Below are 26,310 nucleotides of genomic sequence, written 5' to 3'. Positions count from 1 at the left end.
GAGCGGGGATGCTCGCCAGTGTAAGTCGATAGCAGGCTATTCGATAGCCTCGTACGGAAGGCCGACGTAATTTTCTGCAATGGTTTTGCGACCCGCTTCAGAACCGACAAAGTATTCCAGCTCCGATTCGGCAATGCGTTGGCTGAACGCATCGTGGTCGTCGAAACGGTGCAGCATCGACGTCATCCACCAGGAAAACCGTTCGGCCTTCCACACGCGACGCAGGCAGATTTCCGAGTACTTCTCCAGCAAATCGAGGCGATCTTCGCGGTAAACCTTGACCAGGATGTTGAACAGCGTGCTGACGTCGCTGGCCGCCAGGTTCAGACCCTTGGCCCCGGTGGGCGGGACAATGTGCGCGGCGTCACCGACCAGGAACATCCGCCCGTACTGCATGGGTTCGACGACGAAACTGCGCAGCGGCGCGATGCTTTTTTCGATGGACGGGCCGGTCACCAGTTTTTGCGCAAGCTCGACCGGCAGGCGGCTTTTGAGTTCGTCCCAGAAGCGTTGATCGGACCAATCCTCGACATTTTCGTCTGCGGGCACTTGCACGTAGTAACGGGTGCGCGTCGACGAGCGCATGCTGCACAGGGCAAAACCGCGCTCGTGGCGGGCGTAGACCAATTCTTCGTGGACCGGCGGCGTGTCGGCCAGAATCCCCAGCCAGCCAAACGGGTAGACGCGTTCGAACACCTTCAGGCATTCGGCGGGAATCGATTGCCGAGCCACGCCGTGGAAGCCGTCGCAACCGGCGATGTAGTCGCAATCGACCCGATAGGTTTCGCCATCCTTCTCAAAAGTGACAAACGCCTCATCGGTTTTCATGCCGTGGGGAACGACGTTGCTGGCCTGGTAAATCGTCTGCGCGCCCACCTCCCGACGAGCATCCATCAGGTCGCGGGTGACCTCGGTCTGGCCGTAGATCATCACGGTCTTGCCGCCGGTCAACGCTTGCAGATCAATGTGCACCTGGCGCCCGTCGAGGGCCAGTTCAAAACCGCCGTGGACCAGGCCTTCGGCGTCCATGCGCTGACTTACACCCGCCTGGCGCAGCAGCTCTACCATGCCTTGTTCGAGCACACCGGCGCGGATTCGGCCGAGCACGTAATCGGGGGTTTGACGTTCGAGAACGATGGTGTCGATGCCGGCGTTGTGGAGCAATTGGCCGAGAAGCAAGCCGGAGGGGCCAGCACCGATAATGGCAACTTGGGTTTTCAGTGTTTTCATTGTTCTTATGACTCGCAAGCTCCACGCGACCAAGGCCGGTGAATTATTTTTATGGATCGAGTGTTTGCATTTTTCACTTGCGAGTCTGTCAATTGAAGGTGAAAACTGAGCCGATAGCTGTACATTCTGCCAATCGGTGCGATTATCGCCCCAGATCAACCCCGAGGCCTGGATTGAAGTGATGAACAAGCCTGACCTGCCTTCGATTCCGGTGTTCAAGCTCTACGGTGAAAGCCTGGATTGGCCCACCCCGGACTTGCTGCACTGTGAAACCATTTCCAAACGCAGCCGCGAACATCATTGGGAAATCAAACCCCATCGCCATGCCGATCTGTGTCAGCTGCTTTTCGTCTTCAAAGGCCAGGCAGAACTTGAAATCGAAGGCCAACGCACGCAACTGAGCGAACCGGCGATCCAGATCCTGCCGCCGCTTTCGGTGCACGGCTTTCGTTTTTCCGAGGATGTGGAAGGTTTCGTGGTCACGTTGGCGGCGCCACTGATCGCCCATTTGCAGGTGCAACTGGGGCATTCGGTGAATGCCCTGGCCCAGTCTGAAAGTTACCCGGCCGGCAAAGATGCCGAGTACCTTAATAGCCTGTTCAGTGCGTTGCAGAACGAATACACCAGCCACCAACCGGCGCGGGAAATGCTCATGCATTCGCTGGTCAGCGTGATCATGGTGTGGGTCAGCCGTCAGGTGATCCAGCGACGCACTGCCATGGCGCGACCGCAGCGGGCACGGGAATACCTCAACGGGTTTATTCAGCTGGTGGAAGAGACTTATCGCCAGCACGTCAAGGTCGAGGACCTGGCGCATCGGCTGGGGATTTCCGTCTCCCACCTCAATGGCACGTGCCGTGAACTGGCGGGGCAACCGGCATTGCAGATCATGCACGAGCGGCAATTGCTGGAGGCCAAGCGTTTGCTGACCTACACCAGCATGACCATTTACGAAATGTCCGATGTGTTGGGGTTTTCTGATCCGACCAACTTCACACGCCTGTTCCGACGTCGAGTGGGGATCTCGCCAAAGGCGTTCCGCGACCGCTTGAAGGCCGATCAGGGCAACGAGACCTGATCCCCTTCGTTATCGGAGGGCGTTGAGGGTCGCGTTGTGAGGAATGCAGTGCTCGTAATTGCAGCTCGCGGCCTCACGGGGCAGATTACGCAACTGCTCGACACGCCAGGCAGCAGCGCCATACAGCCCGAGGGTGACGGCGCAGGTGACGAAAATCGCGAGGTATCTTCTTGTTCTGATGTTCACGGCATTAACCTCTGAACGAATACCTTTCGGTATTACTTTGAGCATAGGTCAACGCGGGTGAGTTACCAGCCATGGCGCGGCATTCAGAGCGCTGATGCCCCTTGTGGGAGCTGGCTTGCCAGCGAAGAGGGCGTGTCAGTCACCGTTGATGTTGTTTGATACGCCGCTATCGCTGGCAAGCCAGCTCCTACAAGGTCGGTGTTTACAAATACGCGTCCCATTGCGGTTCTTCCGGAAATCTGATCACCAGAAAATCCAGCAGACTGCGCAGCGCCGTCGGCATGTGTTTGCGTGAGGCATACACGGCGTACACGCTCATCTCTCGAGGTTCGGCTGTGGATAACAGTCGCACCAGTTCACCGCTGTGGATGTGCACCCCCGCCTGATACGTCGGCAACATCGCCACCCCGGCACCGGCCATCGCAGCGCGCAGCAACGTGCTGGCTTCATTGGCGCTGATGTTGCCGTGCACCGGTACCGAAACCTGCTCGCCGTCCTGCTCGAAATGCCACAGGCTTTTGCCGAAATAGGAATGGGTGAGGCAGTTGTGCTGGCTCAGGTCTTCTACCCGCTGCGGTGCCGGGTGCTCGCGCAGATAAGCCGGAGAAGCGCAGATCACTGAGCGACAGACTGTCAGGCGGCGGGCGATCAGGTTCGGGTCCAGGTCATTGCTGGTGCGGATCGCCAGGTCGATGCGCTCATCCACCAGGTTCACCGTGCGGTCGAGCATCTGCATGTCGATGCTGACGCCGGGGTAACGCTTGACGTAAGCGGCCATGGCATCGGCCAGTTGTGCCTGGCCGAACGAAGTGCTGACGCTGATCCGCAACAATCCACGTGGGGCATCGTCCGGGACGCTGACGGCGGCCTGCATGTCGGTGGACAAGTCGAGCATCTGCCGACAACGCGGCAGCATTTCGCTACCGGCGGCGGTCAGGCTCAGCTTGCGCGTGGTGCGGTGCATCAGGCGTGCGCCGACCCAGTCTTCCAGTTCTGCCAGATACCGCGAAACCACTGGCCTCGACAGCTCCAGATGATCGGCGGCAGCCGACTGACTGCCGAGGTCGACCACCGTGACGAACACACGCATTGCTTGTAGACGATCCATGATTTGCCCGATTTCAGAAACAAACTATGTCCAAGGATCGCATTTTTTGTACTGAGTCAGGCAACTAAGCTCCCTCCATCTTCTGTAGGAGCCGGCTTGCTGGCGATGCTGTCCCAGGCGCCGCGCTTTCCAGGTCAGCATGGGTTTTCGTTAAAGACCATCGCCAGCAAGCCGGCTCCTACAAAGGCGTATTTCAACCAAGGAGCAACAGATGATCGTTTTCACCACGTTTAAGCGTATTTTACTGGCCAGCGCCGCTCTCGGCTTTGCCGCCCACGCCAGTGCATCGACGCTGACGCTGGATGTCTACAACCCTGGAGAAAAAGCGATTTTCCCGGTGACGTCCGTACTCGTCAGCGGCGAAAAAGACGCGATCCTGGTAGACGCGCAGTTCGGCAAATCCCAGGCCGAACACGTGGTCGAAAAGATCCGCGCCAGCGGCAAGCAACTGACCACCATCTACATCAGCCACGGCGACCCGGATTACTACTTCGGCCTCGACACCCTGACCGCTGCATTCCCCAAGGCCAAGGTGCTTGCATCGCAGCCCACCGTGGACCACATCAAGAAAACCGTCGACGGCAAACTGGCCTTCTGGGGGCCGAAGATGGGCGCGGACGTACCGGCCAAAACCATCGTGCCGGACGTACTCAAGGGCGACAGCCTGATCCTCGAAGGGCAGAAGTTGCAGGTGGTGGGCCTGAAAGGCAAACAGCCAGATCGCAGCTTTGTGTGGATTCCATCGATCAAGGCAGTGGTCGGTGGCGTGGTCGTGGCAGAAAACATCCACGTGTGGATGGCCGATACCCAAACTGCGCAGTCCCATACTGATTGGTTGGCTACGCTGCATGCCATTGAAACCCTGAAACCGAAAACCATTGTGCCGGGCCACTACCTCGGCGAGAGCGCCCGTTCGCTGGCCGCCGTGCAGTTCACCGCTGATTACATCAAGGCTTTCGACGAAGAAACCGCCAAGGCCAAGGACGCTGCCGCACTGATCGCCGCCATGAAAAAGCGCTTCCCGACCCTGGGCGAAGACAGCTCCCTGGAACTGAGCGCCAAAGTCGCCAAGGGCGAGATGAAGTGGGGTGAGTGAGCTGATGCGGTGAGGCGTTGATGGTGCTTTTTGTGGCGAGGGAGCTTGCTCCCGCTGGAGTGCGAAGCGCTCCCCTGCAATGTGTCAAGTACACCGCGTTTTCAGGTCTTACGACTGCTGCTCAGCCGCGCGGGACGGTGCGGCGATCCGACAAGCCCCCTCGCCATATTCGCCAGCAAGCCGGCTCCTACAAGGGCGGCTCAGCGTGACTGAGCCTGCTCCACCAACCACCCCATCAACTCACGCAACTTCGGCGAAGGCGTGGGTTTTTCGGGGAATACCAGGTAATACGCCAGCCCGGTTTTTACCTTCAATTCAAAGGGCATGACCAGCCGCCCGGCGTTCAGGTCATCGCCGATCAGCGACCAGTCGCCAATCGCCACCCCCGTTCCCTGGGACGCCATCGACATCGCCAGGTCCAGTGTTTCGAAATGCTGGCCCTTGCCGACATTGGTCAAGTGCACATCCGCCGCTTTCAACCACGCCTTCCAGTCCCGCTCATCCCGGGTCGGGTGCAGCAGCAAATGTTGTTGCAGATCGGCCGGTGTTTGCAGCGTCATCGGCCCTTCGAGCATGGGTCTGGAACACACCGGTGTCAGTTGCTCATCGAACAGTTTTTGCGCCATCAACGCACTGTCCGGCGGCGGTCCGTACATCACTGCCGCATCGAATTGTTCGCGATGAAAATCCACGCCGTGCTTGACCGTGGTGGTCAGTTCCACCGGCACGTCCGGGCGTTCCTTTTGCCATTGCAGCAGGCGTGGCAGCAACCAGCGCATGACGCAGGTCGGCGCCTTGAGTTGCAAGGTTTCGCGCTTCTCACCGATCTGTTCAACGGCCTCGTCGATCAAGCCGAAAATCTGTTGCACCCGTGGCAGCCATTCCCGTCCCTCGGCCGTGAGACCCAGACCCCGGGCCTGGCGGATGAACAGCTCATAACCCAGATGATCTTCCAGCCCGGCGATCTGTCGGCTCACTGCGCCTTGGGTGATGTGCAGTTGCTCGGCGGCCCGGGTGAAGTTGCAGCACTGCGCGGTAATCAGAAAAGTGTGCAGCGCCGGCAGGGGAGGCAGTCGTTTCATTGGGATCCAAGGTATGACGTGAGGACATGGCTAGTATGACTTTTTATCCATTGTTGCGGCTATGTGTCGCCCGTTCCAATGAGGCCATCCCTGGACCTGCGAATCCATCATAAACACTGCGCAGGCCCGGCGTCTCAAATCGAACAAGAAGGGCAATTCACATGGCGACGTGCGGCGAAGTATTGGTCAAGTTACTCGAAGGCTACGGGGTCGAGCAGGTGTTCGGCATTCCCGGGGTGCACACCGTGGAGCTGTATCGCGGGCTGGCCCGTTCGAGCATCAACCACGTCACGCCGCGCCATGAACAGGGCGCCGGCTTCATGGCCGACGGCTATGCCCGCACCAGCGGCAAACCGGGTGTGTGCTTCATCATCACCGGCCCTGGCATGACCAACATCACCACCGCGATGGGTCAGGCTTATGCCGACTCGATTCCGATGCTGGTGATCTCCAGCGTGCAATCGCGCAGCCAGTTGGGTGGCGGTCGCGGCAAACTGCACGAGCTGCCGAACCAGGGCGCGCTGTGTGCCGGTGTCGCGGCGTTCTCCCACACCCTGATGTCGGCGTCGGAATTGCCGGGCGTATTGGCCCGTGCCTTTGCGCTGTTCCAGGCCGGTCGTCCGCGTCCGGTGCACATCGAAATTCCGTTGGACGTCTTGGTTGAAGACGCCGACGAACTGCTCAACAGCCTGCCGGTCAACATCGACCGCGCCGGTGCTTCGCCGTCCGCCGTTTCGCGCATGACGGAATTGTTGGCCGGCGCCAAGCGTCCGCTGATTCTCGCCGGTGGCGGTGCCATTGATGCCGCTGCCGAGCTGACCGAACTGGCCGAGTTGCTCGACGCGCCGGTCGCGTTGACCATCAATGCCAAAGGCATGCTCGAATCCGCTCACCCGTTGCTGATCGGTTCGACCCAGAGCCTGGTCGCCACTCGCGCATTGGTCGCCGAGGCCGACGTGGTTCTGGCCATCGGCACCGAACTGGCCGAGACCGACTACGACGTGACCTTCGCCGGTGGTTTCGAGATTCCTGGCAAGCTGCTGCGCATCGACATCGACCCGGACCAGACCGTGCGCAACTACCCGCCGCACGTGGCGCTGGTGTCCGACTCGCGCAACGCTGCCCAAGCCTTGCTCAGTGCGCTGTCGCACAAATCCTTGGCCGAGCGTCGCAATGATTGGGGTCAGGTTCGCGCCGCACGCCTGCGTGAAGACCTGGCCGCGACCTGGGATGGGCCGACCCTGGCCCAGACCCGTTTCCTCGAAACCGTGTTGCACGAACTGCCGGACGCCGTGTTCGTCGGCGATTCAACCCAACCGGTGTACACCGGCAACCTGACCTTCAACCCTGAGCGTCCGCGTCGCTGGTTCAACTCGTCCACCGGTTACGGCACCCTCGGTTACGCCTTGCCGGCAGCGATTGGCGCCTGGCTCGGTGGCAGCGTTGAAAGCGGCACTCGTCCGCCAGTGGTGTGCCTGATCGGCGACGGCGGCCTGCAATTCACCCTGCCGGAACTGGCCAGCGCCGTTGAAGCGCGCACCCCGGTGATCGTGCTGTTGTGGAACAACCAGGGTTACGAAGAGATCAAGAAATACATGGTCAACCGCGCCATCGAACCGGTGGGCGTCGACATCTACACCCCGGATTTCATCGGTGTGGCCAAGGCCCTGGGTTGCGCCGCCGAAGCGGTCAGTGGCGTCGAACAACTGCGCGGTGCGCTGCGTACGGCGAGTGATCGTCAGGGCCCGACCCTGATTGAAGTCGATCAGACCGAATGGATGCAGGCGGTGTCGAAATGACTTTTCCAACCAACCTGGATGGCCTGTACATCAACGGTCAATGGTCGGCGGGCAACGAACACTTGCGCGTGATCAACCCGGCGACCGAAGCGCTGTTGACCACCGTCAATGGCGGCGATGAACGCGCTGTTGATCAAGCCGTGAGCGCGGCCACCCTGGCTTTTACCGACTGGTCGAAAACCACCGGCGCCGAGCGCGGCGCGATCCTGCGCAAGATCGCCAATGGCGTGCAGGCCCATCGCGAAAAGCTGATGCACTTGCAGTCGAGCAACAACGGCAAGCCACAGTTCGAAGCCGCGATTGATGTCGATGACGTGATCGCCACGTTCGAGTATTACGCCGGTCTGGCCGAGGGACTGGACGCCAAACAAGACAGCAATGTCGAATTGCCGACCGACGACTTCAGCGCGCGTTTGCGTCGCGAACCCTGCGGTGTGGTGGGCCTGATCGTGCCGTGGAATTTCCCGATGGTCACCACGGCGTGGAAACTCGCGCCAGCCTTGGCCGCCGGTTGCTGCGTGGTACTCAAGCCTTCGGAAGTCACGCCGCTGCCGGAGCTGGAACTGGCCGCGATCATTGCGGATGCCGGGTTGCCAGCGGGCGTGTTCAACCTGGTGTGCGGCACCGGCCTGGCCGTTGGCGCTCCGTTGTCGGCTGACTCGCGCATCGCGAAAATCTCCTTCACCGGCAGCAACGCGGTCGGCGTGCAGGTCATGCAACGGGCGGCAGAAACCGTCAAAGGCGTGAGCCTGGAACTGGGCGGCAAATCTTCGCTGCTGGTGCTCGCCGATGCCGATCTCGACCTGGCGGTGGAAGTGGCCTGCGGTGGTGGTTTCTTCAACGCCGGGCAGATGTGTTCCGCCACCAGCCGCGTGCTGGTCGCTGAAGAACTGGCCGATGAATTCCTGAACCGAGTGAAGACCCGTGCCGAAGCGATCCGCGTGGCCGACCCGTTCGACCCGGACGTGGAAATGGGCGCACTGGTCAATCAGGCGCAGTACCAGCGTGTGCTCGGCCACATCGATCGTGGTTTGAGCGCTGGCGCCAAGTTGATTTGCGGCGGTAATCGTCCGGCAGATCTGCCGCGCGGATATTTTTTGCAGCCGACGGTGTTCACCGAAGTGCCCCTCGATAGTGCGCTGTGGTGTGAAGAGATTTTTGGTCCGGTGATTTGCGTACGCCGTTTCGCCTCCGAAGCCGAGGCGATTGCCCTGGCCAACGACAGCCAGTTCGGTCTGGTCGCCAGTGTCGTATCGCGCAATGCACAGACTGCTGACCGCGTCGCCAACGCCTTGCAGGCGGGGCTGGTGTGGATCAATGCGCCGCAGGTGATCTTTCCGCAGACCGCTTGGGGCGGCTACAAGCAGAGCAGTATCGGCCGCGAATTGGGGCCGTGGGGCTTGCAGGCTTTCCAGGAAATCAAACATGTGATTCGGGCCATCTGAAGGCTCTTTCCTGTAGGAGCGAGCCTGATCGCGATGGACGTCAACGATGACGTGGGGTGCCTGAATGTACGTGGCGCCTTTGCACCCATCGCGAGCAAGCTCGCTCCTACATGAGGCATGCGCCGACGTCATGGCTTCAATGAGTTTTTATCGATAGTCAGGTGTTTTACACGACCTCAGGATGAACTCACTGGTTCTACCAAACCCCCGAAAACAGAGGGGCCAAGGCTGATCCAGTCGCGCGGATGCAACAGTTTCGACCTGCCTTATACCTACAAAAACAAAGGGAGTCCGTAAATGGGCGAGCATGATCTGAACAGACGTCAATTCATCAAGACCGTGGGCGTAGCCTCGGTTGCAGCGGCCGCCATGAGCATGCCGTTCATCAAGGCCAATGCCAGCGATACACGCTTTGCCGGCAAGACCTTGCGATTGCTGACCTGGTCCGATGACACCGGCCTGGCCGCACTGCGCAACATCGCCGCGACCTTCGAAGACAAGTACGGCTGCAAGGTCATCGCCGATCGCACCGGCAGTACCTCGGAAATGGTCGCCAAACTCAAGGCCGGCGGTGATCGTCCGCAGTACGACATCATCACCCTGGCGGGCGTCGGCGCCGAAGGTCTGGCCGCCGCCAACCTGCTGGAAAAACCCGACCTCAACCGCATTCCCAACCTCGTCGATGTGCCGGAGAAATACCGCACCGGCGCCAACGGTCACGGCATTGGTTACCTGCTGTGGTGCAACAGCCTGGTCTACAGCACCCGCACCCAGAAAGAAGCCCCGACCAGTTACGCCTCCCTGTGGGACGCCGACGCGGCGCCGAACATCTTCCTGCCGCCGCCGAACTGGACCGAGGCCATGGACCTGATCATCATCGCCGCCAAACTGGCCGGTGGTGACGAGCACAACATCGAGCCGGGCTTCAAGAAACTCGCCGAGCTGAAAGACCGCGTGGTGACCCTGGGCGAAAACCCGAACCAGATCGCCGAACTGTTCCGCACCGGTTCCCTGGACATGGGCGGCCTGTACGCGCCGGCGTTCTTCCCGAAACAGATCCGCGACCCGGCCTACGGCCTGGGTGCCACCTTTGGCATGAAGGAAGGTTTCTACACCGACCTGATGCTGTCGGTGATGCCGAAGAATCGTCCGGGCGATACCGATATGGCCTACGCCTTCATCAACCACTCTCTGGACCCGGTGGTGCAGGGCAAGATGGCGGAAGACATCTACAACGGCCCGGTCAACGCCAAGGCGATCATCTCCGCCGAAGCACGCAAGAGCCCGTACATCCTTACGCCGGAGCAGATTGCCGAGAAGGCGATCATGCACGACAACGCCTTCCTGGCCAGCGTGCATGACCAATGGATTCGTCGTTACACGGAAATCTTTTCTTCCTGATCTGAATGACAGGGAGGCTCTTCGAGCCTCATCGCCAGCAAGCCCGCTCCTACAAGAACAGCGCCTGACCTGTAGGAGCTGGCTTGCCAGCGATCGAGTGCGCAGCACTCGCCATGCGCCTGATCTTCCATTGACGAGACCTTTGCTATGGAACACCAACCTTTGACTCATTCGGTCAGCGTCGCTGAGTCGCGCCCGCGTCGGGGTGTTTCACCGACCGCGCGCGCCTGGCTTTTCCTCACGCCGTCGATGCTGTTTCTCGGCGTGCTGATCGCCGCCAGCCTGCTGGTCCTGCGCATGAGCGTGGGCACCAAGGGCGCAGAATGGTCCGGGTTCAGCCTGGCCAGTTACGCCCAGTTGCTGGAACCCTATTACCTCAAATCCCTGATGCTGACCCTGCGCCTGGCGCTGATCAGCGCGGTGATCGCCGTGATTCTGGCGATCCCGGTGGCCTACACCATGTCGCGTCTGACGTCGCCGTTCGTACGGCGGATCTTCCTGGCGGCGGTGTTACTGCCGTTGCTGGTCAACCTGCTGCTGCAAAGCTACGGCTGGCTGGTGATTCTCGGGCCGGGCGGCATGCTCAACCAGGCACTGATGGGCCTGGGTCTGATCAAGCGTCCGATCATGCTGCTGTACAACCAGAACGGCGTATTGATGGGCCTGGTGCAGACCGCTTTCCCGTTGGCCGTGTTGCCGATTGCTAGCGCCATGCGCGGCGTCGCTCGCAGTTACGAAGAAGCTGCCGCCACCCTCGGTGCCAGTCGCTTGCAGGTGTTTCGCCAGGTGGTGCTGCCGATGAGCATGCCGGGGATCATCACTGGCGCGACGCTGGTGTTCGCCTACAACGCCAGCAGTTTCGTGGTGCCCTTGCTGCTCGGTGGCCGGCGTGTGCCGATGCTGGCGGTGATGGTGCATGACCAGATCGCCCCGCTGATGAACTGGCCCGCCGCATCCGCCGCCGGTGTGGTGCTGATCGTCACCACGCTCGCGATCATGACCCTGTCCGAATACATCACCGGCCGTCGTCGGCGCATGCTGGAGGCTTCGCAATGAGTACCCTGACCAAGAAGCGCCACTCGCTGTTGCCGGGTGATACCGGCAAGTTTGCCGGCATCCTTTCCGGCTTCATCCTGCTGCTGGCGGTGCTGCCGATTTTGACCATGATCGTCATGTCGTTCAGCGGCGCGTCGAACCTCGACTTCCCGCCGAGCAGCTACAGCCTGCAATGGTACAAAGCCGCCTGGAATACCTTCGTCTCACCGGATTCCAGCGACGTGTTGAGCCTCGGCCAGGCCATGACCACCAGCCTGATGGTGTCGTGCCTGACCATGATCTTCGCCACGATCATCGCGGTGCCGGCCGCCTACGCGCTGACCCGTTGCGAGTTCCGTGGCAAGGCCGTGGCGCTGCAACTGATGTCGTTGCCGCTGGTGTTCCCGATGGTGGTGTTGGGCCTGGCGTTGCTGCTGGTGTTCGACAGCCTGCCGTTCCACATGACCACCTCGCGCCTGGTGATTGCCCACGTGATCCTCGCCTTGCCGTTCGTGGTGAAGAACTGCACGGCGGCGATGCTCTCCATCGGCAGCGAAGTCGAAGAGGCCGCGCAAATGCTCGGTGCTTCACCGCTGCGGGCGATTGTCGATGTGGTGGTGCCGTTGATGAAGTCGGGGATTCTGGCGGGCATGCTGCTGGCGTTCATCGTCTCGTTCAACGAATTCACCGTGACCTATTTCCTCTACACCATCGACGTGATGACCGTGCCGATCTGGATGTACAGCCGCACCGTGTCTTCGCTCGACCCAACCGTATTTTCGTTTGCCGTGCTGATCGTGTTGATCGACTTCGTCCTGATCTGGGCGCTCGAAAAACTGGTGGGTGAAGGTGGCGTTTCGTTCTGATTTCTTGAGGTGATTTATGTCTGGTCTGATTCTGGAAAACGTCGAGAAACATTACGGCTCGGCCTGCGCGGTAAAAGATGTAAACCTGCATTTGCCCGAAGGCAAACTGGTGTGTTTCCTCGGCCCGTCGGGCTGCGGTAAAACCACTTTGCTACGGATGATCGCGGGGCTCGAAACCCTGACCGGCGGCGAGATCCGCCTGGACGGTGAAGATATCGGCAACACCCCGGCGCATCTGCGCAACTTCGGCATGGTGTTCCAGTCCCTGGCGCTGTTCCCGCACATGACCGTGGGCGAGAACATCGCCTACCCGCTGAAACTGCGCGGGGTCAGCAAGGCTGACCAGCAGGCGCGGGTGGTGGAGTTGCTGGAGCTGATCCAGCTGCAACCGATGATCAATCGTCCGGTGGCCAAGCTGTCTGGCGGCCAGCGCCAGCGCGTGGCGATTGCCCGGGCGATTGCCTCGCGCCCGAAAATCCTCCTGCTCGACGAACCGCTGTCGGCGCTGGACGCCAAGCTGCGCGAGTCGATGCAGGTGGAAATCCGTCAGCTGCAACAACGCCTCAACATCACCACCATCATGGTGACCCACGACCAGCGCGAAGCCATGACCATGGCCGATATCGTTGTGGTGTTGGGGGAGCACAAAGTGCAGCAGGTGGGCACGCCGATCGAAATCTATCGCCATCCGGCGAACGAATTCGTTGCGGACTTCATCGGCTCAGGCAACATTTTTCCGGCCACGGTGCTGGGCAATGGGAAGGTCAGCTTGCCGGGCGGCGATGCACTGCAAGTGCCGATCTGCAGCAGCATTGTGGTGGGTGAAAAAGTGAAGATGCTGATTCGCCCGGAAGACCTGCAACTGTCGGCGCCACAGGCGACGGCGGGGAATCGGTTGTTGGGCAAGGTGACGTTCGTGCGGGATATCGGGGCGACCATCGAGACGACGGTGGAGTGTTCCGGGGTGTCGTTTACCGCGCTGAGCACGCCGTGTCAGGGCTTTGGTTTAAGTATCGGGCATCCGGTGTCGGTGACCTTGCCGGTGGAGGCTTGCCGAGTGCTTGGCGCCTGATTTTTCGGGGGGCTGCTGCGCAGCCCATCGCTGGCAAGCCAGCTCCCACAGGTTCTGTGAGCGCCACAGATCACTGTGGGCCTTTCTGGCTCCATCGCTGGCAAGCCAGCTCCCACAGGTTCTGTGAACGCCGCAGATCACTGTGGGCCTTTCTGGCCCCATCGCTGGCAAGCCAGCTCCTACAGGTTCTGTGAACGCCACAGATCACTGTGGGCTTTTCTGGCCCCATCGCTGGCAGGCCAGCTCCTACAGGATCTGTGAACGCCGCAGATCACTGTAGGAGCTGGCTTGCCAGCGATAGCGTCATCCGCAACACCACAATCTCTTGATCAAACCGACAACCGCAACCGCGCCAAATCCCTTAACGGCGGAGCCCCGAACAATCGGCTGTACTCCCGGCTGAACTGCGAAGGGCTTTCATAGCCGACTCGATACCCCGCCGCCGAAGCCTCAAGCCCCTCGGCCAGCATCAACCGCCGCGCCTCCTGCAAGCGCAGCTGCTTCTGATACTGCAACGGTCTCATCGCCGTCATCGCCTTGAAACGGTGATGCAGTGTCGACACGCTCAGGTTCACTTCCTTCGCCAGATCATCAATGCGCAGCGGCTGTTCAAAATTGCCGTTGAGCCATTTGATCGCCTGGCTGATGCGATGGCTCTGGCTGTTGGCGATGGCGATTTCGTACAGCCGATGGCCCTGTTGACTGCGCAACAGCCGATAGAGAATCTCCCGGCGAATCAGCGGCGCGAGCATGGCGATATCTTTCGGGGTCTCAAGCAAACGTGCCAGGCGCAGCACAGCGTCGAGCATCGCGCTGTCGAGTTTTTCGACATACAACCCGCGCCCGGTCGGACGGGTGGGTACGCCCATGGGCCCGGCGTCGGCGATCAGCGCGGTGATTTCCGCCGGATCGATGTCCAGACGCAGGGCGAGGATCGGTTCTTCGGCCGAGACATTCACCACCCGACCACTCAGCGGCATCGAAACCGAGACCACCAGATAATTCAGCGGGTCGTAGTTGAAGTATTCATTGGCCAGCTGAACTTCCTTGCGGCCCTGGGCCATGATGCACAGCGCCGGTTGCGCCAGCACCGGGGCGAACTCGTGGGACTGGCTGTGGCGCGACATGAACAACGAACCGATGGCCGTGGCGTAGCTGCCATCTTCGGCGGTGTTGCGGCGAATGATCGCCGCCAGCTCCGCGCGCTGGTGCTCCATGTCGGTGTCCAGCGGGGTTTCAGAGTGATCGAGTGACGACATGCAAGGCATCCTCGGCAAGGCATGGGGAATGGGCAAAGCATAAGTTTGTGCAAGCCGCAGCGGTAGACACATCCTGCCCGATGCTTGCCTGATTCTGCACGGGGAGGGTTTCGTCCCCAAACACGGCCAACCCGCCGACAACTCCGATAACCCCGTAGGAGCTGCCGAAGGCTGCGATCTGTTGATGTTTACTTTCAACATCAAAAGATCGCAGCCTTCGGCAGCTCCTACACAAAACGCGTATGACAGAACCGTGACAGGGTTTTGCTCGTTGTTACAGGCGACTCATGCAGTCTCGCAGGATTGTGCAACGCACCGGCAGGAATCGACTAACGACTCACCCATCGCGGCCCTTAACCTTTGATCCTGTCGCAGCCCGTCCCCCGGCTGCCACGCGACTCCCCGGGAGGGTTGAACCATGTCCACGCAAATCCCAGTCAGTCATATGGCCTTCGTTCGAGCGTGCGCCGGGCGTTCGGCGGAACTCGGCGTGCGCCTCAGTGCCCTGATTGAGCCGTCCCGCGCGGCGCCAGGTTGCCTGAATTTTGCCTTGCAGCATTCGCAGTGCGACCCGCAGTTGTGGTTGGTGTCCGGTTTCTGGAGCAATCAACAAGCCATGACTGCGTACTTCAGTACCCCGGCGATGGAGGTTTTTGCCGAGCTGGTGCAGGAACTGGTGGTCAACAGCCTGGATTTTCATACGTTCAAGGACGTGTCGGCGGCGCAGGCCCTGCGTCAGTCGGGGGCAGCGGTACACAAACTGGCCGGTTGAGGGTTTAATGCAGCATCTCAATCAGCCAGGATTCGCGACATGGCACGTAAAGCCTTTGAACACTTCGAAGCCGTTTCCGCCGTAGTACCGGGCGAGGGTGGTTATCATGCCGCCATCGCCGTCAAAGCGCTGGGTGGTTCCGGTGCCCCGCGCTTTCACAAGGTTCTGGAAGAGCAGACCTTCAAGACCGCCCATGACGCCGATCTCGCGGCCGCGAAAGAGTTGACCCGCCTCAAGGACGTCAAAGAAGACGCTGACCTGCTCTGGTGATTACTTCACCGCCCCCGGGCGGTGCATCTTGAACAAGGCTTCAGGTCCCAGCTGGAAATAATCCGCGGGCCCACCGCCGCGCAGAATCGGCTCTGCCGCGGCGGTGTCGTACACCCCATCCTTCAACAGCCACTTGGCGATATGCACGGCGACCACTTCGCCGAGAATCAGCCAGCTCGGCACCACATTCCCGTCCGCGCGCTGCAACTGAATGATCTGCGTGACCTTGCACTCGAACGACACCGGGCTTTCGGCGACGCGCGGCACCTGGATGATGTTCGACGCCACTTTGGTCAGCCCGGACAGTTCGAACTCATCCACTTCCGGCCCGACCATCGCGCAGCTTTGGTTCATCTGCTCGGCCAACGGCCGGGTCGCCAGGTTCCAGGCAAACTCGCCGGTCTGCTCGATGTTGTTCAGGCTGTCTTTACGCCCGACGCTGGAGAACCCGATGATCGGCGGAATGTAGTTGAAGGCGTTGAAGAAACTGTAAGGCGCCAGGTTCAAGCGACCTTCGGCATCCTGTGAAGAAATCCAGCCGATAGGCCGCGGGCCGACGATGGCGTTGAACGGATCGTGGGGCAGGCCGTGGCCGTTGGCGGGTTCGTAATAGTGGATGTCGTCGGGCATGAAGGGATTCCGGGGCATTGTTCGGGAGGCGTTCATAGTGCAAGGATGAACAGCTGATTTCCAGTCGACTCTACCTCTGTAGGAGCGAGCTTGCTCGCGATGGAGTGTCAGTCGACAACCACTGATCTGATACACCATCGCCGGCAAGCCGGCTCCTACAGGGGGGATGTTGATTCAATGAAAAAGGGGCAGATCCCGGTGAGGTCTGCCCCTTTTCTTTGCCGCTTGATTTAGTCCGTGACGATCCGCGAATGCTTGCGGGTGTCTTTCATGGTGATGTACACCAGCAACGACACGGCGATGCACGCGGTGACATACCAGTAGTAACCGGATTCCATGCCGATGCTCTTGAACCACAGTGCGATGTATTCAGCGGTGCCGCCAAAGATCGATACGGTCAGTGCGTACGGCAGGCCGACGCCCAGGGCGCGGATTTCAGTCGGGAACAGTTCGGCTTTCACCACGGCGTTGATCGAGGTGTAGCCACTGACGATGATCAGCGCCGCCATGATCAGGAAGAACGCGCCCCACCAGGTCGTGATGGTGTGCAGGGTGGTGAGGATCGGCACGGTGAACAGCGTACCCAGAATGCCGAAGGCAATCAGGATCGGCCGGCGACCGATTTTGTCCGACAGCCCGCCGATGATCGGTTGCAGGCACATGAACAGGAACAGCGTAGCGGCGGAAATGGTGGTGGAGTCGGAGATGCTCATGCCGACGGTGTTCACCAGGTATTTCTGCATGTACGTGGTGTAGGTGTAGAACGCCAGCGTACCGCCCATGGTCAGGCCGACCACGGTCATCAGTTCCTTCGGGTGGCGCATCAAGGTGCGCATCGCGCTTTCCTTGGCCTTTTCTTTCTTGGTGAAAGACTCGGTTTCTTCCATGCCACGACGCAGGTACAGCGCGACCACGGCACACAGCGCGCCAATGGCGAACGGGATGCGCCAGCCCCAGGCGTACAGCTCCTCGGTGGTCAGGAAGTTCTGCAGGACAATCAGTACCGCCAAAGCGATGAGCTGACCGGAAATCAGGGTCACGTACTGGAAGCTGGAGTAGAACCCGCGACGTTCCTTGGTTGCCATCTCACTGAGGTAAGTGGCCGAGGTGCCGTATTCGCCACCGACCGACAGGCCTTGCAGCAAGCGCGCGAACACCAGCAGGATCGGTGCGCCGATGCCGATGACTTCGTAGCTCGGGCTCAGGGCGATCAGCAGCGAGCCGAAGCACATCAGGTACACCGAGGCCATCAACGCTTTCTTGCGTCCGACTTTGTCGGCATACAGGCCCATCAACCAGCCACCGATCGGGCGCATCAGGAAGCCCACGGCGAAGATGGCGGCGGTGTTCAGCAGTTGTGCGGTGGTGTCGCCTTTAGGGAAAAAGGTCTTGGCGAAGTACAAAGAGAAGGCGGCATAGACGTACCAGTCGTACCACTCGACCATGTTGCCGACAGAACCGCTGAAAATCGATTTGATGCGACTGGCGGTGGTTCTTTCTTTAGCCGGCGTGGCAGCCGACCCAAGGGGCAGGGCGTTGGAGTTATCCATTGAAGGATCCTTCATTTAATTGTTTTTGTGGAGCGCGATTAAACGCAGCCTGTCAGGGCTATAGCAGGAGCTGTGCCAACGGGGAGAGGGCCGGTTTAGAGGGGGTAGGTCGTTTCGGTGAGCGGAAATCCGCTTATGTTTGGCTGGGGGTGAGCGGAAAACTGCTGATTGGGTTCGTGAATTTGCAGTGCCTGCTCTGGCCTCTTCGCTGGCAAGCCAGCTCCTACAGTGGATCTGTGCGCACATTGTAGGAGCTGGCTTGCCAGCGATGAGGCCCGTCCAAACGCTACAAAAACATCTCTCGGCTCAACCCATGCCGCTGCATCTTTTCATTGAAGGTCCGACGCGGCAGTTGCAGTTCTTCAAGCACCGCTTTGATGTCGCCCTTGTGTCGGGTCAGCGCCGCGCGCAGGCATTGCGCTTCGAACGCTTCCTGCTGCGCTGCCAATGATTGACCCGATTCAATGCCGGCCGGTTCCGGCTCGCCCAGCCCCAATACCTGACGCTCGGCCACGTTCGCCAGTTCGCGCACGTTGCCGGGCCAGTCGTGACTCAACAAATGGCTCAGCTGCGGCCCGCTCAACGGTGCAAAGGTTCGACCCAGGCGCTCAGCAGCGCTTTGGGCAAACGACTCGAACAACAACGGAATGTCTTCGCGGCGCTCGCGCAATGGCGGCAAACGCAGTTCGGCAACGTTCAGTCGATAGGCCAGGTCTTCGCGAAAACGCCCGGCCCGCGCTTCGTCGAGCAGGTCCGGTTTGGTCGCGGCAATGATGCGCAAATCCACGCGGATGCTTTGATTGGAACCCAGTCGCTCCAGTTTCTGCTCCTGCAATACCCGCAGTAATTTCACCTGTTGGGCCAACGGCATGCTTTCGATTTCATCGAGGAACAGCGTGCCGCCGTCCGCGTATTCGAGTTTGCCGATGCGCTTGCCCTGCGCGCCGGTGAACGCGCCGCTTTCGTGGCCGAACAGTTCGGCTTCGAACAGTTGTTCCGGAATCGCCGCACAGTTGAGCGCAACAAAGGGTTTATCGGCCCGCGGCCCGAAGTCGTGCAGGCAACGGGCGACCAGTTCCTTGCCGCTGCCGGTCTCGCCGCGGATCAGCACATTGACCGGTAATGTCGCGAGGTCGAGCACCTGGCGCCGCAAGGTCTGCAAGCCCCGGGAGACGCCCAGCAGCGTGGCGTCGAGCTTGGCACGGTTGTCGGCTTGTTCGTGCAGTGCGCGGTTTTCCAGAATCAGACGACGCTTGTCGAGGGCGCGCCGCAGGCTGGCGAGCAGAGTCTCGGGGCTGAAGGGTTTTTCGAGAAAGTCGTAGGCGCCATCGCGCATGGCCTCGACGGCCATCGGCACATCGCCGTGGCCGGTCAGCAGGATCACCGGCAAGTCGGCGTCACGACGTTGCACTTCGGCCAGCAGTTCCAGGCCGGTCATGCCGGGCATGCGCACGTCGCTGAGAATCACCCCGGCAAAATGCTTCGGCAGCTGCGCCAGGCATTCATCGGCACGGCTGAACAGTTGCACCTCGAAACCCGACAGGCTCAACCACTGTTCGACGGCGCTGCGGATGCTGCTTTCGTCGTCGACGACCATCACTGAGTTCAGCATGGTTCTTGAACCTCCTGATCGATGGGCAGCGTCATGGTAAATACCGCGCCGTTATCGTGGTTGTCCGCGCTCAGGCGGCCGCCCGATTCGTGAACGATAGCGAAGGACACCGCCAGCCCGATACCCAGGCCATCGCCCACCGGTTTGGTGGTGAAGAACGGATCGAACACCTTTGGCAGGTTCTCTTCGGTAATGCCGCCGCCGTTGTCGATGACGCTCAGACGCCACAGTTGTTCGTCAGCTTCGAGGCGGATTTCCAGGCGTTTGCAGGGTTTGTCCTGCATCGCATCCAGCGCATTACGCAGCAGGTTGATCAGCACTTGTTCCAGACGAATCGCATCGCCGCGCACCCACGCCGGGCGGGTCAGGTGCAACACGGTACTGACCTGTTCGTCGCGCAACCGTGTATCGAGCAATTGCAGAGACTGATCCACCACGCTGGCCAGGTCCAGGCGTTCACGCAATCCGCTGGGGCTTTTGCGGGCGAAAGTTTTCAGGTGGCCGGTGAGGGCCGCCATGCGCGTGAGCATTTCATCCACAGGCTTGAGCGCCTTGTAGGCGTCATCAACCCGGCCATGGTCGAGCAGCAGGCGCAAGGTCGCCAGCTGCATGCGCTGGGCGGTCAGCGGTTGATTGATTTCGTGGGCCAGCGCCGCCGACATCTGCCCGAGGGCCGCGAGTTTGGCCGATTGCACCAGGCCTTCCTGAGCTGTGCGCAGGTCGCGGGTGCGTTCTTCCACCAGCTGTTCGAGTTCTTCGCGACTGCGCTGGCGCAGTTTGGCCAGGCGCCAGCGCTGGTTGAGAAACAGCAACAGGAACACCACCGTCAGCCACAGACCGGCGGCGGCGAGGGCGGCGTTGCGACGGTCTTCGAAGGCGACCTGCGGGCGACGCAGCAGGTGCAGCGTCCAGCCGTCGGTACTTAGCGGCAGGGATTCCCACAGGTAGTCCGCCTTGCCGTCGGGGCCATCGACCCGCGCCAGATCACTGTTGTCGTCGAAGCGTCGCAGCGACTCAAACGCCAACGGGGTCAGGGTTTGTTTGTCGTATTGGCGGGTGGTCTTGAGTTCGGCGTGATCGTTGTCGCTCAACGGTTTCAGGAAGCGATAGCGCCAGCCTGGCTGATTGGCGATGAAGATGATCCCGCGTGCGTCGCTGACCAACAGCGTGTCGTTGCCCTGGCTCCACTCCCGCTCCAGCTCCGGAAACTCGAGTTTCACCACCATGGCGCCGAGGAACCGCTCTTCGTCATCCGTGACGGCGCTGGACAGGAAATAGCCGGGAATCCCGCTGGTCACGCCCACGGCGTAAAAGCGCCCGGTGCCCTGGGTGCGGGTCTGATTGAAATAAGGACGGAAGCCGTAATTGTGGCCGACGTAACTGCTGGGCAGTCGCCAGTTGCTCGCCGCCACGGCCAGACCGGTGCGGTCGAGCAGCTCCAGGGTCGAGGACTCGGCGGCGCCGTTGATCTTCTCCAATTTGCGGTTCAGCGCATCTTGCTGCTCGGCACTCACCGCTCCCTTGAGGGCCGAACGCAGTTCCGGGTCCAGGGCCAACACGGCGGGCAGGGCGCGATAACGTTCGATCAGGGTGTGCAGGGAGTTGGCATACAGCGCCAATTGCTGATTGGCGCGGGATGCGTCTTCGACCATTGACTGGCGCACGGTCTGACGCATGGCCAGGGTCGCGGCAAGGGCAGCGCCGGCGATGATCAGCAGGGTGTAGAGCGCCAGGCGCAAGGGGCGGGAAGTCAGAAGCATGCGGTCGGCAACAGGCGAAAATAAGGGCGAGCACCATAGCATGCGAATCGCGTTCTTCTCTCCTGAGGGAGCCATTGTCGAGGCGAAAAAAAACCGGTCTGTCGTTGCCGACAAACCGGTTTTTTCAACGGACCTGAGTGCCGTTTACTGCACTTCTACCGCCAGGCTTTCACTGATCTTTTTCTGCCAGATGGCAGGACCGGTGATGTGGACCGACTCGCCATTGCTGTCGACCGCAACGGTCACAGGCATGTCCTTGACGTCGAACTCGTAGATCGCTTCCATGCCCAGTTCGGCGAAAGCGACAACGCGGGATTTCTTGATCGCTTGCGCCACCAGGTAAGCCGCACCGCCGACAGCCATCAGGTAGACGGCTTTGTGGTCCTTGATCGCTTCGATCGCGGTAGGGCCGCGCTCGGATTTGCCGATCATGCCCAGCAAGCCAGTCTGCTCGAGGATCTGACGGGTGAACTTGTCCATCCGCGTTGCGGTGGTCGGGCCAGCCGGGCCAACCACTTCTTCGCGCACCGGATCAACCGGGCCGACGTAGTAGATGAAGCGACCCTTGAGGTCGACCGGCAGGGTTTCGCCCTTGTTCAGCATCTCGACCATGCGCTTGTGCGCGGCGTCGCGACCGGTGAGCATCTTGCCGTTGAGCAGGACGGTTTCGCCCGGCTTCCAGCTCTGCACGTCTTCCGGGGTCAGGGTGTCGAGGTTGACACGGCGGGCCGACGGGCCTGCTTCCCAGACGATTTCCGGGTAGGCGTCCAACGGTGGCGCTTCCTGGGCAACCGGGCCGGAGCCGTCGAGCACGAAGTGCGTGTGACGGGTGGCGGCGCAGTTCGGGATCATGCACACCGGCAGCGAAGCCGCGTGAGTCGGGTAGTCCATGATCTTCACGTCGAGCACGGTGGTCAGGCCACCGAGGCCCTGGGCGCCGATGCCCAACTGGTTGACCTTCTCGAACAGCTCCAGACGCATTTCTTCAATGCGGTTCTGTGGGCCGCGGGCCTTCAGCTCGTGAATGTCGATGGATTCCATCAACACTTCTTTAGCCATGACAGCGGCTTTCTCGGCGGTGCCGCCGATGCCGATGCCGAGCATGCCCGGTGGGCACCAGCCGGCGCCCATTTCCGGAACGGTCTTCAGAACCCAGTCGACGATCGAGTCGGACGGGTTGAGCATGGCCATTTTCGACTTGTTCTCGGAACCGCCGCCCTTGGCTGCCACGTCCACTTCCACGGTGTTACCCGGAACGATGGAGTAGTGGATAACGGCCGGAGTGTTGTCCTTGGTGTTCTTGCGAGCGCCCGCCGGGTCGGCGAGGATCGAAGCGCGCAGGACGTTTTCCGGCAGGTTGTAGGCGCGACGTACGCCCTCGTTGATCATGTCGTCCAGGCTCATGGTGGCGCCATCCCAACGCACGTCCATGCCCACGCGGACAAACACGGTCACGATGCCGGTGTCCTGGCAGATAGGACGGTGGCCGGTGGCGCACATGCGCGAGTTGATCAGGATCTGTGCCATCGAGTCGCGGGCCGCTGGCGATTCTTCGCGCAGGTAGGCCTCGTGCATCGCCTGGATGAAATCCACGGGGTGGTAATAGGAAATGAACTGCAGGGCGTCGGCAACGCTCTGAATCAGGTCGTCTTGCTTGATCACGGTCATGAGTCGCGCTCCTCTAAAAGACGGGAACATTCAATAAGGTGCTTGCAGCTTGGGTGCATCGGTCGGTTGCAAGCACCTTTCAAGGCACGCCGGGGCTGCTGGCGCGACGCTAAAAAGGCGCGGCAGTATACCGCGCATCAAAGGCCGGCACACGCGCCGCCAGTCAATCGTTGGTCGCATATCGCACAGACTCGCAGGCGTTGGCGCAGGCTGCGATCTTGCGCGCCTAAGTAAAGTCAAAGGATCGCAGCCTTCGGCAGCTCCAACGGTTGGATGTCAGTCATGCTTTTGACGCCATTTTTTCGCCCCTGAAATGAATGGTCATTTAACGGCTACGACACTAAAGTGACACTTGGTCTGTAGAGTAGGACGCTCCGTCAGCCTCCATTTATTTGGTGAGTCAACGATTGACCCATAACGCCATCCAGCGACTGTTACTCAAACGTTTTGCCCTCGCGGCCGGCACTTATGCCTTGGCATTGCTGTTGCTGTGGCTGGCGTATTTCACCGGTCATTATGAGGAGTCACTGCTCGCTGTGGCCGTCGGCAGCTCGCTGGTGGTCATCAGCCAGGCCACGCTGTTCGCGATGTTTTATTGCGGATGGAACCAGCGTTTCAGCGATCCGAGCCTCACCGAAGCACAAGTGTTGCTGGGGCTGGGCTGGCAAACCTGGCTGATCGCCCATCTGGATGAAGCCCGGGGCGCGTTCCTGGTGTTTTATGTCCTGATCCTGCTCTTCGGTCTGTTCCATCTGTCGCGGCGCGCGTTTGTGCGTTGTGCGTTGCTGGTGTTCTTCAGCTTTTGCGCGATTACGCTCTGGGAGGGGTATCACTTCCAGTTGCAGGATCCGGCCATGGCGGTGTTGCAGGTGTGCGTGTTGTTGATCGTGCTGTTGTGGCTGGTGCTGTACGCCCGCTATGTTCAGGCCTCGCGACAACTGATGCGCCAACGGCGATTTGCCTTGCAGGCGCACCAGGACACCCTGCGCGGCATGATGCGTCAGCTCGAGGATCTGGTGGCCACCGACGAACTGACCGGTCTGTTCAATCGTCGACATTTCCTGCGCCTGGCGTCCCGCGAGTTGAACGCCATGGACGCCGGTGTCGTGCATGGCCTGGCGCTGATCGATCTCGATCACTTCAAACGCATCAATGATGTACACGGCCATGCGGCCGGCGATCAGGTGTTGCAGGCTTTTGCCAGCGTGGCCACGGCCTGCCTGCGCGACGGCGACGTGCTGGCCCGCTACGGCGGTGAAGAGTTCGTGGTGCTGCTGCCCGATTGTGATGCCGAGCGGTTGACGGCTTGTTGCGAACGGCTGCGTATCGCCTTCACCGATGTCGAGATGGTGGGCCTGAATGTGCGCAATCTCAGCCTGTCGGCCGGCATGACCCTGCTGGAACTCGGCGATGACCTCGACGATGCCTTGCAACGGGCCGATCAGGCGCTCTATCGCGCCAAGCGTGACGGTCGCAATCGTTGCGCGGCGGCGTGGGAGAATGCCGATGCCTGAGCTACGGGTCGGTGATCGCCAATGGTCGGTGGCGGCGGGCAGCAATCTGCTCGATGCGCTGAATCAGAACGGTGTGGCGGTACCTTATAGCTGTCGCGCCGGCAGTTGCCATGCGTGCCTGGTGCAGTGCGTGCAAGGGTTGCCGAGCGACAGTCGCCCTGATGCCTTGAGTGCGCAGCAGCGTGAGCAAGGCTGGCGCCTGGCGTGCCAGTGCCAGGTGAGCGAAGACTTGCAGGTGCATGCCTTTGATCCGGTGGTTGATGGTCGCCCGGCCGAGATTTCAGCCGTCGACTGGTTGAGCGCCACGGTGCTGCGCTTGCGTGTGATCCCGCAACGGCCGTTGCGCTACAGCGCTGGACAGCATCTGGTGTTGTGGGCCGGTCATGTTGCGCGCCCGTACTCGCTGGCGAGCTTGCCGCAAGACGAACGTTTTCTGGAGTTTCATCTCGATTGCCGTCTTCCGGGGCAATTCAGTGATGCGGCCCGCCAATTCAAAATCGGCGATCCGATCCGCCTCGGCGAGCTGCGCGGTGGCGCCTTGCATTATGACCCTGACTGGCACACTCGGCCGCTGTGGCTGATGGCGGCAGGCACGGGGTTGGGGCCGTTGTTCGGTGTTTTGCGCGAAGCCCTGCGCCACAATCACGAAGGGCCAATCCGCGTTATTCACCTGGCCCATGATGCTGCTGAGCATTACCTGGCCAAACCCCTGCAAGCCATGGCGGCCAGCCGCCCGAACCTGAGTGTCGAGCTGTGGACGCCGGCCGAGTTGCCAGCGGCTTTGGCGCAACTGCGGCTTGTTTCACGGCAAACCCTGGCCTTACTCTGCGGAGGCCCCGACAGCGTCGACGCCTTTGCCCGGCGCCTTTACCTGGCGGGATTGCCGCGCAATCAACTGCTGGCCGATGTCTTCCTGCCCCGTGGTTGAGCGCTGACTTCTCAGACGCGAGACCTGCCATGACCGATGCCATCCAAGTTGAACGCGAACGCGGCCTGCTGACCCTGCGCCTGAATCGCCCCGACAAGAAAAACGCCCTGACCCGCGCCATGTACAGCCAATTGGCCGAAGCGCTGAAACAGGCCGACAGCGATCCTGCCATCAACGCGGTGCTGATCACCGGTTCCGCCGAGTGCTTCACTGCCGGCAACGACATCGCTGACTTTATTCAGCAACCGCCGAGCAACCTCGACAGCCCGGTGTTCCACTTCATGCTCAACCTGCTCGAATGCCGCAAACCGGTGATCGCCGCCGTGGCCGGTGCGGCAGTGGGCATTGGTACGACGATGTTGCTGCACTGCGATCTGGTTTACGTCAGCCGCGATGCACGCTTGCGCATGCCGTTCGTCAATCTCGGTTTATGCCCGGAGTTCGGTTCCAGCCTGATCCTGCCGCGGCTGCTTGGGCAGGCCAAAGCGGCGGAACTGTTGTTGCTGGGAGAAGGCTTTAATGGTGAACAAGCTGCGGCGTGGGGCATTGCGTCCGAAGCGCTGGGCAGTGGCGAAGAAGCCTTGGCCAGGGCGCGGGAGATGGCCTTGCGATTCGAATCGCTGCCACCGGAAGCGGTACGCATCAGCAAGCAATTGATGAAAGCGCCGGATCGGGAACTGCTGCGCAGAGTGATCGAGGAGGAGGGCGCGTTGTTTACCCAGCGGCTGCGATCGCCGGAAGCATTGGCGGCGCTGACCGGGTTTATCAAGCGGCATTGAGTTGGTAGCCTTCATCGCTGGCAAGCCAGCTCCTACAGTTGATTTGCGGTGTTCATACGATCCCTGTAGGAGCTGGCTTGCCAGCGATGAGGCCAGATCAGAAGACTCACCTTCAGGATCAGAATGCAAAAAGCCCCGCCATTCACATGGCGGGGCTTTTGTTTTTCAGC

Annotated in this window: 23 protein-coding genes; 13 read left to right on the top strand and 10 right to left on the bottom strand. The window is 60.7% G+C overall.

Annotated features, from left to right (window positions below):
- Positions 1-36: 36 nt before the first annotated feature.
- Entirely contained in the window at positions 37-1,221 is a 1,185-nt protein-coding gene (gene pobA / locus QYH43_RS23230; RefSeq protein ID WP_177408782.1) for a 4-hydroxybenzoate 3-monooxygenase, read from the bottom strand.
- A gap of 190 nt (positions 1,222-1,411) precedes the next feature.
- On the opposite strand from pobA, the gene QYH43_RS23225 reads away from it, so the two are divergent.
- Positions 1,412-2,308, top strand: coding sequence for a helix-turn-helix domain-containing protein (locus tag QYH43_RS23225; RefSeq protein ID WP_095057086.1), 897 nt, complete (start codon positions 1,412-1,414; stop codon positions 2,306-2,308).
- A 9-nt stretch (positions 2,309-2,317) separates the two neighbouring features.
- On the opposite strand, the gene QYH43_RS23220 is transcribed toward QYH43_RS23225, so the two are convergent.
- Entirely contained in the window at positions 2,318-2,494 is a 177-nt protein-coding gene (locus QYH43_RS23220; protein WP_177408776.1) for a hypothetical protein, read from the bottom strand.
- 202 nt (positions 2,495-2,696) lie between these two features.
- The gene (locus QYH43_RS23215; protein WP_218232050.1) at positions 2,697-3,602 is read right to left on the bottom strand and encodes a LysR family transcriptional regulator; all 906 of its coding nucleotides are present in this window, start codon (positions 3,600-3,602) and stop codon (positions 2,697-2,699) included.
- A gap of 211 nt (positions 3,603-3,813) precedes the next feature.
- On the opposite strand from QYH43_RS23215, the gene QYH43_RS23210 reads away from it, so the two are divergent.
- Positions 3,814-4,698 (top strand): MBL fold metallo-hydrolase, encoded by an 885-nt coding sequence (locus QYH43_RS23210; protein WP_095057089.1) that lies wholly within the window; start codon positions 3,814-3,816, stop codon positions 4,696-4,698.
- Positions 4,699-4,898: 200 nt separating this feature from the next.
- Here QYH43_RS23210 and QYH43_RS23205 read toward each other — a convergent pair whose 3' ends face one another.
- Positions 4,899-5,780, bottom strand: coding sequence for a LysR substrate-binding domain-containing protein (locus tag QYH43_RS23205; protein WP_095057090.1), 882 nt, complete (start codon positions 5,778-5,780; stop codon positions 4,899-4,901).
- 161 nt (positions 5,781-5,941) lie between these two features.
- Here QYH43_RS23205 and QYH43_RS23200 point away from each other — a divergent pair, with 161 nt between their 5' ends.
- The 6 genes from QYH43_RS23200 (at position 5,942) to QYH43_RS23175 (ending at position 13,398) form a co-directional block, all read left to right on the top strand.
- A complete protein-coding gene (locus QYH43_RS23200; RefSeq protein WP_301158199.1) occupies positions 5,942-7,579 on the top strand; it encodes a 5-guanidino-2-oxopentanoate decarboxylase in 1,638 nt (545 codons plus the stop codon).
- On the top strand, positions 7,576-9,024 hold the full coding sequence (locus QYH43_RS23195) for an aldehyde dehydrogenase family protein (protein WP_301158198.1): 1,449 nt from the start codon (positions 7,576-7,578) through the stop codon (positions 9,022-9,024). Before QYH43_RS23200 ends, QYH43_RS23195 begins: the two co-directional genes overlap by 4 nt.
- A gap of 297 nt (positions 9,025-9,321) precedes the next feature.
- The gene (locus QYH43_RS23190; protein ID WP_301158197.1) at positions 9,322-10,425 is read left to right on the top strand and encodes an extracellular solute-binding protein; all 1,104 of its coding nucleotides are present in this window, start codon (positions 9,322-9,324) and stop codon (positions 10,423-10,425) included.
- 147 nt (positions 10,426-10,572) lie between these two features.
- Positions 10,573-11,481, top strand: a complete 909-nt coding sequence (locus tag QYH43_RS23185; protein WP_095057093.1) for an ABC transporter permease — start codon at positions 10,573-10,575, stop codon at positions 11,479-11,481.
- Entirely contained in the window at positions 11,478-12,326 is an 849-nt protein-coding gene (locus tag QYH43_RS23180) for an ABC transporter permease (protein WP_095057094.1), read from the top strand. Before QYH43_RS23185 ends, QYH43_RS23180 begins: the two co-directional genes overlap by 4 nt.
- 16 nt (positions 12,327-12,342) lie before the next feature.
- Positions 12,343-13,398, top strand: coding sequence for an ABC transporter ATP-binding protein (locus tag QYH43_RS23175; RefSeq protein ID WP_095057095.1), 1,056 nt, complete (start codon positions 12,343-12,345; stop codon positions 13,396-13,398).
- Positions 13,399-13,727: 329 nt separating this feature from the next.
- Here QYH43_RS23175 and QYH43_RS23170 read toward each other — a convergent pair whose 3' ends face one another.
- A complete protein-coding gene (locus QYH43_RS23170; RefSeq protein WP_301158196.1) occupies positions 13,728-14,657 on the bottom strand; it encodes an AraC family transcriptional regulator in 930 nt (309 codons plus the stop codon).
- Positions 14,658-15,075: 418 nt separating this feature from the next.
- Here QYH43_RS23170 and QYH43_RS23165 point away from each other — a divergent pair, with 418 nt between their 5' ends.
- Together QYH43_RS23165 and QYH43_RS23160 are read left to right on the top strand one after the other, a co-directional pair.
- Positions 15,076-15,429, top strand: a complete 354-nt coding sequence (locus QYH43_RS23165) for an antibiotic biosynthesis monooxygenase family protein (protein ID WP_095057097.1) — start codon at positions 15,076-15,078, stop codon at positions 15,427-15,429.
- Between the two features lie 39 nt (positions 15,430-15,468).
- Complete coding sequence (locus QYH43_RS23160; protein ID WP_095057098.1) at positions 15,469-15,699, top strand: hypothetical protein; 231 nt, start codon at positions 15,469-15,471, stop codon at positions 15,697-15,699.
- Here QYH43_RS23160 and QYH43_RS23155 read toward each other — a convergent pair whose 3' ends face one another.
- From QYH43_RS23155 to QYH43_RS23135, 5 genes are all read right to left on the bottom strand, one after another.
- Positions 15,700-16,329, bottom strand: coding sequence for a flavin reductase family protein (locus QYH43_RS23155; RefSeq protein WP_095057099.1), 630 nt, complete (start codon positions 16,327-16,329; stop codon positions 15,700-15,702).
- Between the two features lie 230 nt (positions 16,330-16,559).
- Positions 16,560-17,879 (bottom strand): MFS transporter, encoded by a 1,320-nt coding sequence (locus tag QYH43_RS23150; RefSeq protein ID WP_095057100.1) that lies wholly within the window; start codon positions 17,877-17,879, stop codon positions 16,560-16,562.
- A 286-nt stretch (positions 17,880-18,165) separates the two neighbouring features.
- Complete coding sequence (locus QYH43_RS23145) at positions 18,166-19,491, bottom strand: sigma-54 dependent transcriptional regulator (RefSeq protein ID WP_095057101.1); 1,326 nt, start codon at positions 19,489-19,491, stop codon at positions 18,166-18,168.
- The gene (locus tag QYH43_RS23140) at positions 19,485-21,251 is read right to left on the bottom strand and encodes an ATP-binding protein (protein WP_095057102.1); all 1,767 of its coding nucleotides are present in this window, start codon (positions 21,249-21,251) and stop codon (positions 19,485-19,487) included. The genes QYH43_RS23145 and QYH43_RS23140 overlap by 7 nt, the downstream gene beginning before the upstream one ends.
- Positions 21,252-21,395: 144 nt before the next feature.
- Positions 21,396-22,919 carry a fumarate hydratase gene (locus QYH43_RS23135; protein WP_095057103.1) on the bottom strand — a complete coding sequence of 508 codons (1,524 nt, stop codon included), beginning with the start codon at positions 22,917-22,919 and terminating at the stop codon, positions 21,396-21,398.
- A 407-nt stretch (positions 22,920-23,326) separates the two neighbouring features.
- On the opposite strand from QYH43_RS23135, the gene QYH43_RS23130 reads away from it, so the two are divergent.
- From QYH43_RS23130 to QYH43_RS23120, 3 genes are read left to right on the top strand one after another with little or no spacing between them, the layout of a single operon-like run.
- Positions 23,327-24,433 (top strand): GGDEF domain-containing protein, encoded by a 1,107-nt coding sequence (locus QYH43_RS23130; protein ID WP_095057104.1) that lies wholly within the window; start codon positions 23,327-23,329, stop codon positions 24,431-24,433.
- Positions 24,426-25,361 carry an iron-sulfur-binding ferredoxin reductase gene (locus QYH43_RS23125; RefSeq protein WP_095057105.1) on the top strand — a complete coding sequence of 312 codons (936 nt, stop codon included), beginning with the start codon at positions 24,426-24,428 and terminating at the stop codon, positions 25,359-25,361. The genes QYH43_RS23130 and QYH43_RS23125 overlap by 8 nt, the downstream gene beginning before the upstream one ends.
- 29 nt (positions 25,362-25,390) lie before the next feature.
- Positions 25,391-26,140: an enoyl-CoA hydratase-related protein gene (locus QYH43_RS23120; protein ID WP_095057106.1), complete on the top strand. Its 750-nt coding sequence runs from the start codon at positions 25,391-25,393 to the stop codon at positions 26,138-26,140.
- Positions 26,141-26,310: the final 170 nt, after the last annotated feature.

Origin of the sequence: Pseudomonas sp. C32, assembly GCF_030417915.1 — a bacterium.
Taxonomy (GTDB): Bacteria; Pseudomonadota; Gammaproteobacteria; order Pseudomonadales; family Pseudomonadaceae; genus Aquipseudomonas.
The sequence above is the reverse complement of the archived record's forward strand: the minus strand, read 5'-3'. Positions and strand labels throughout refer to the sequence as shown.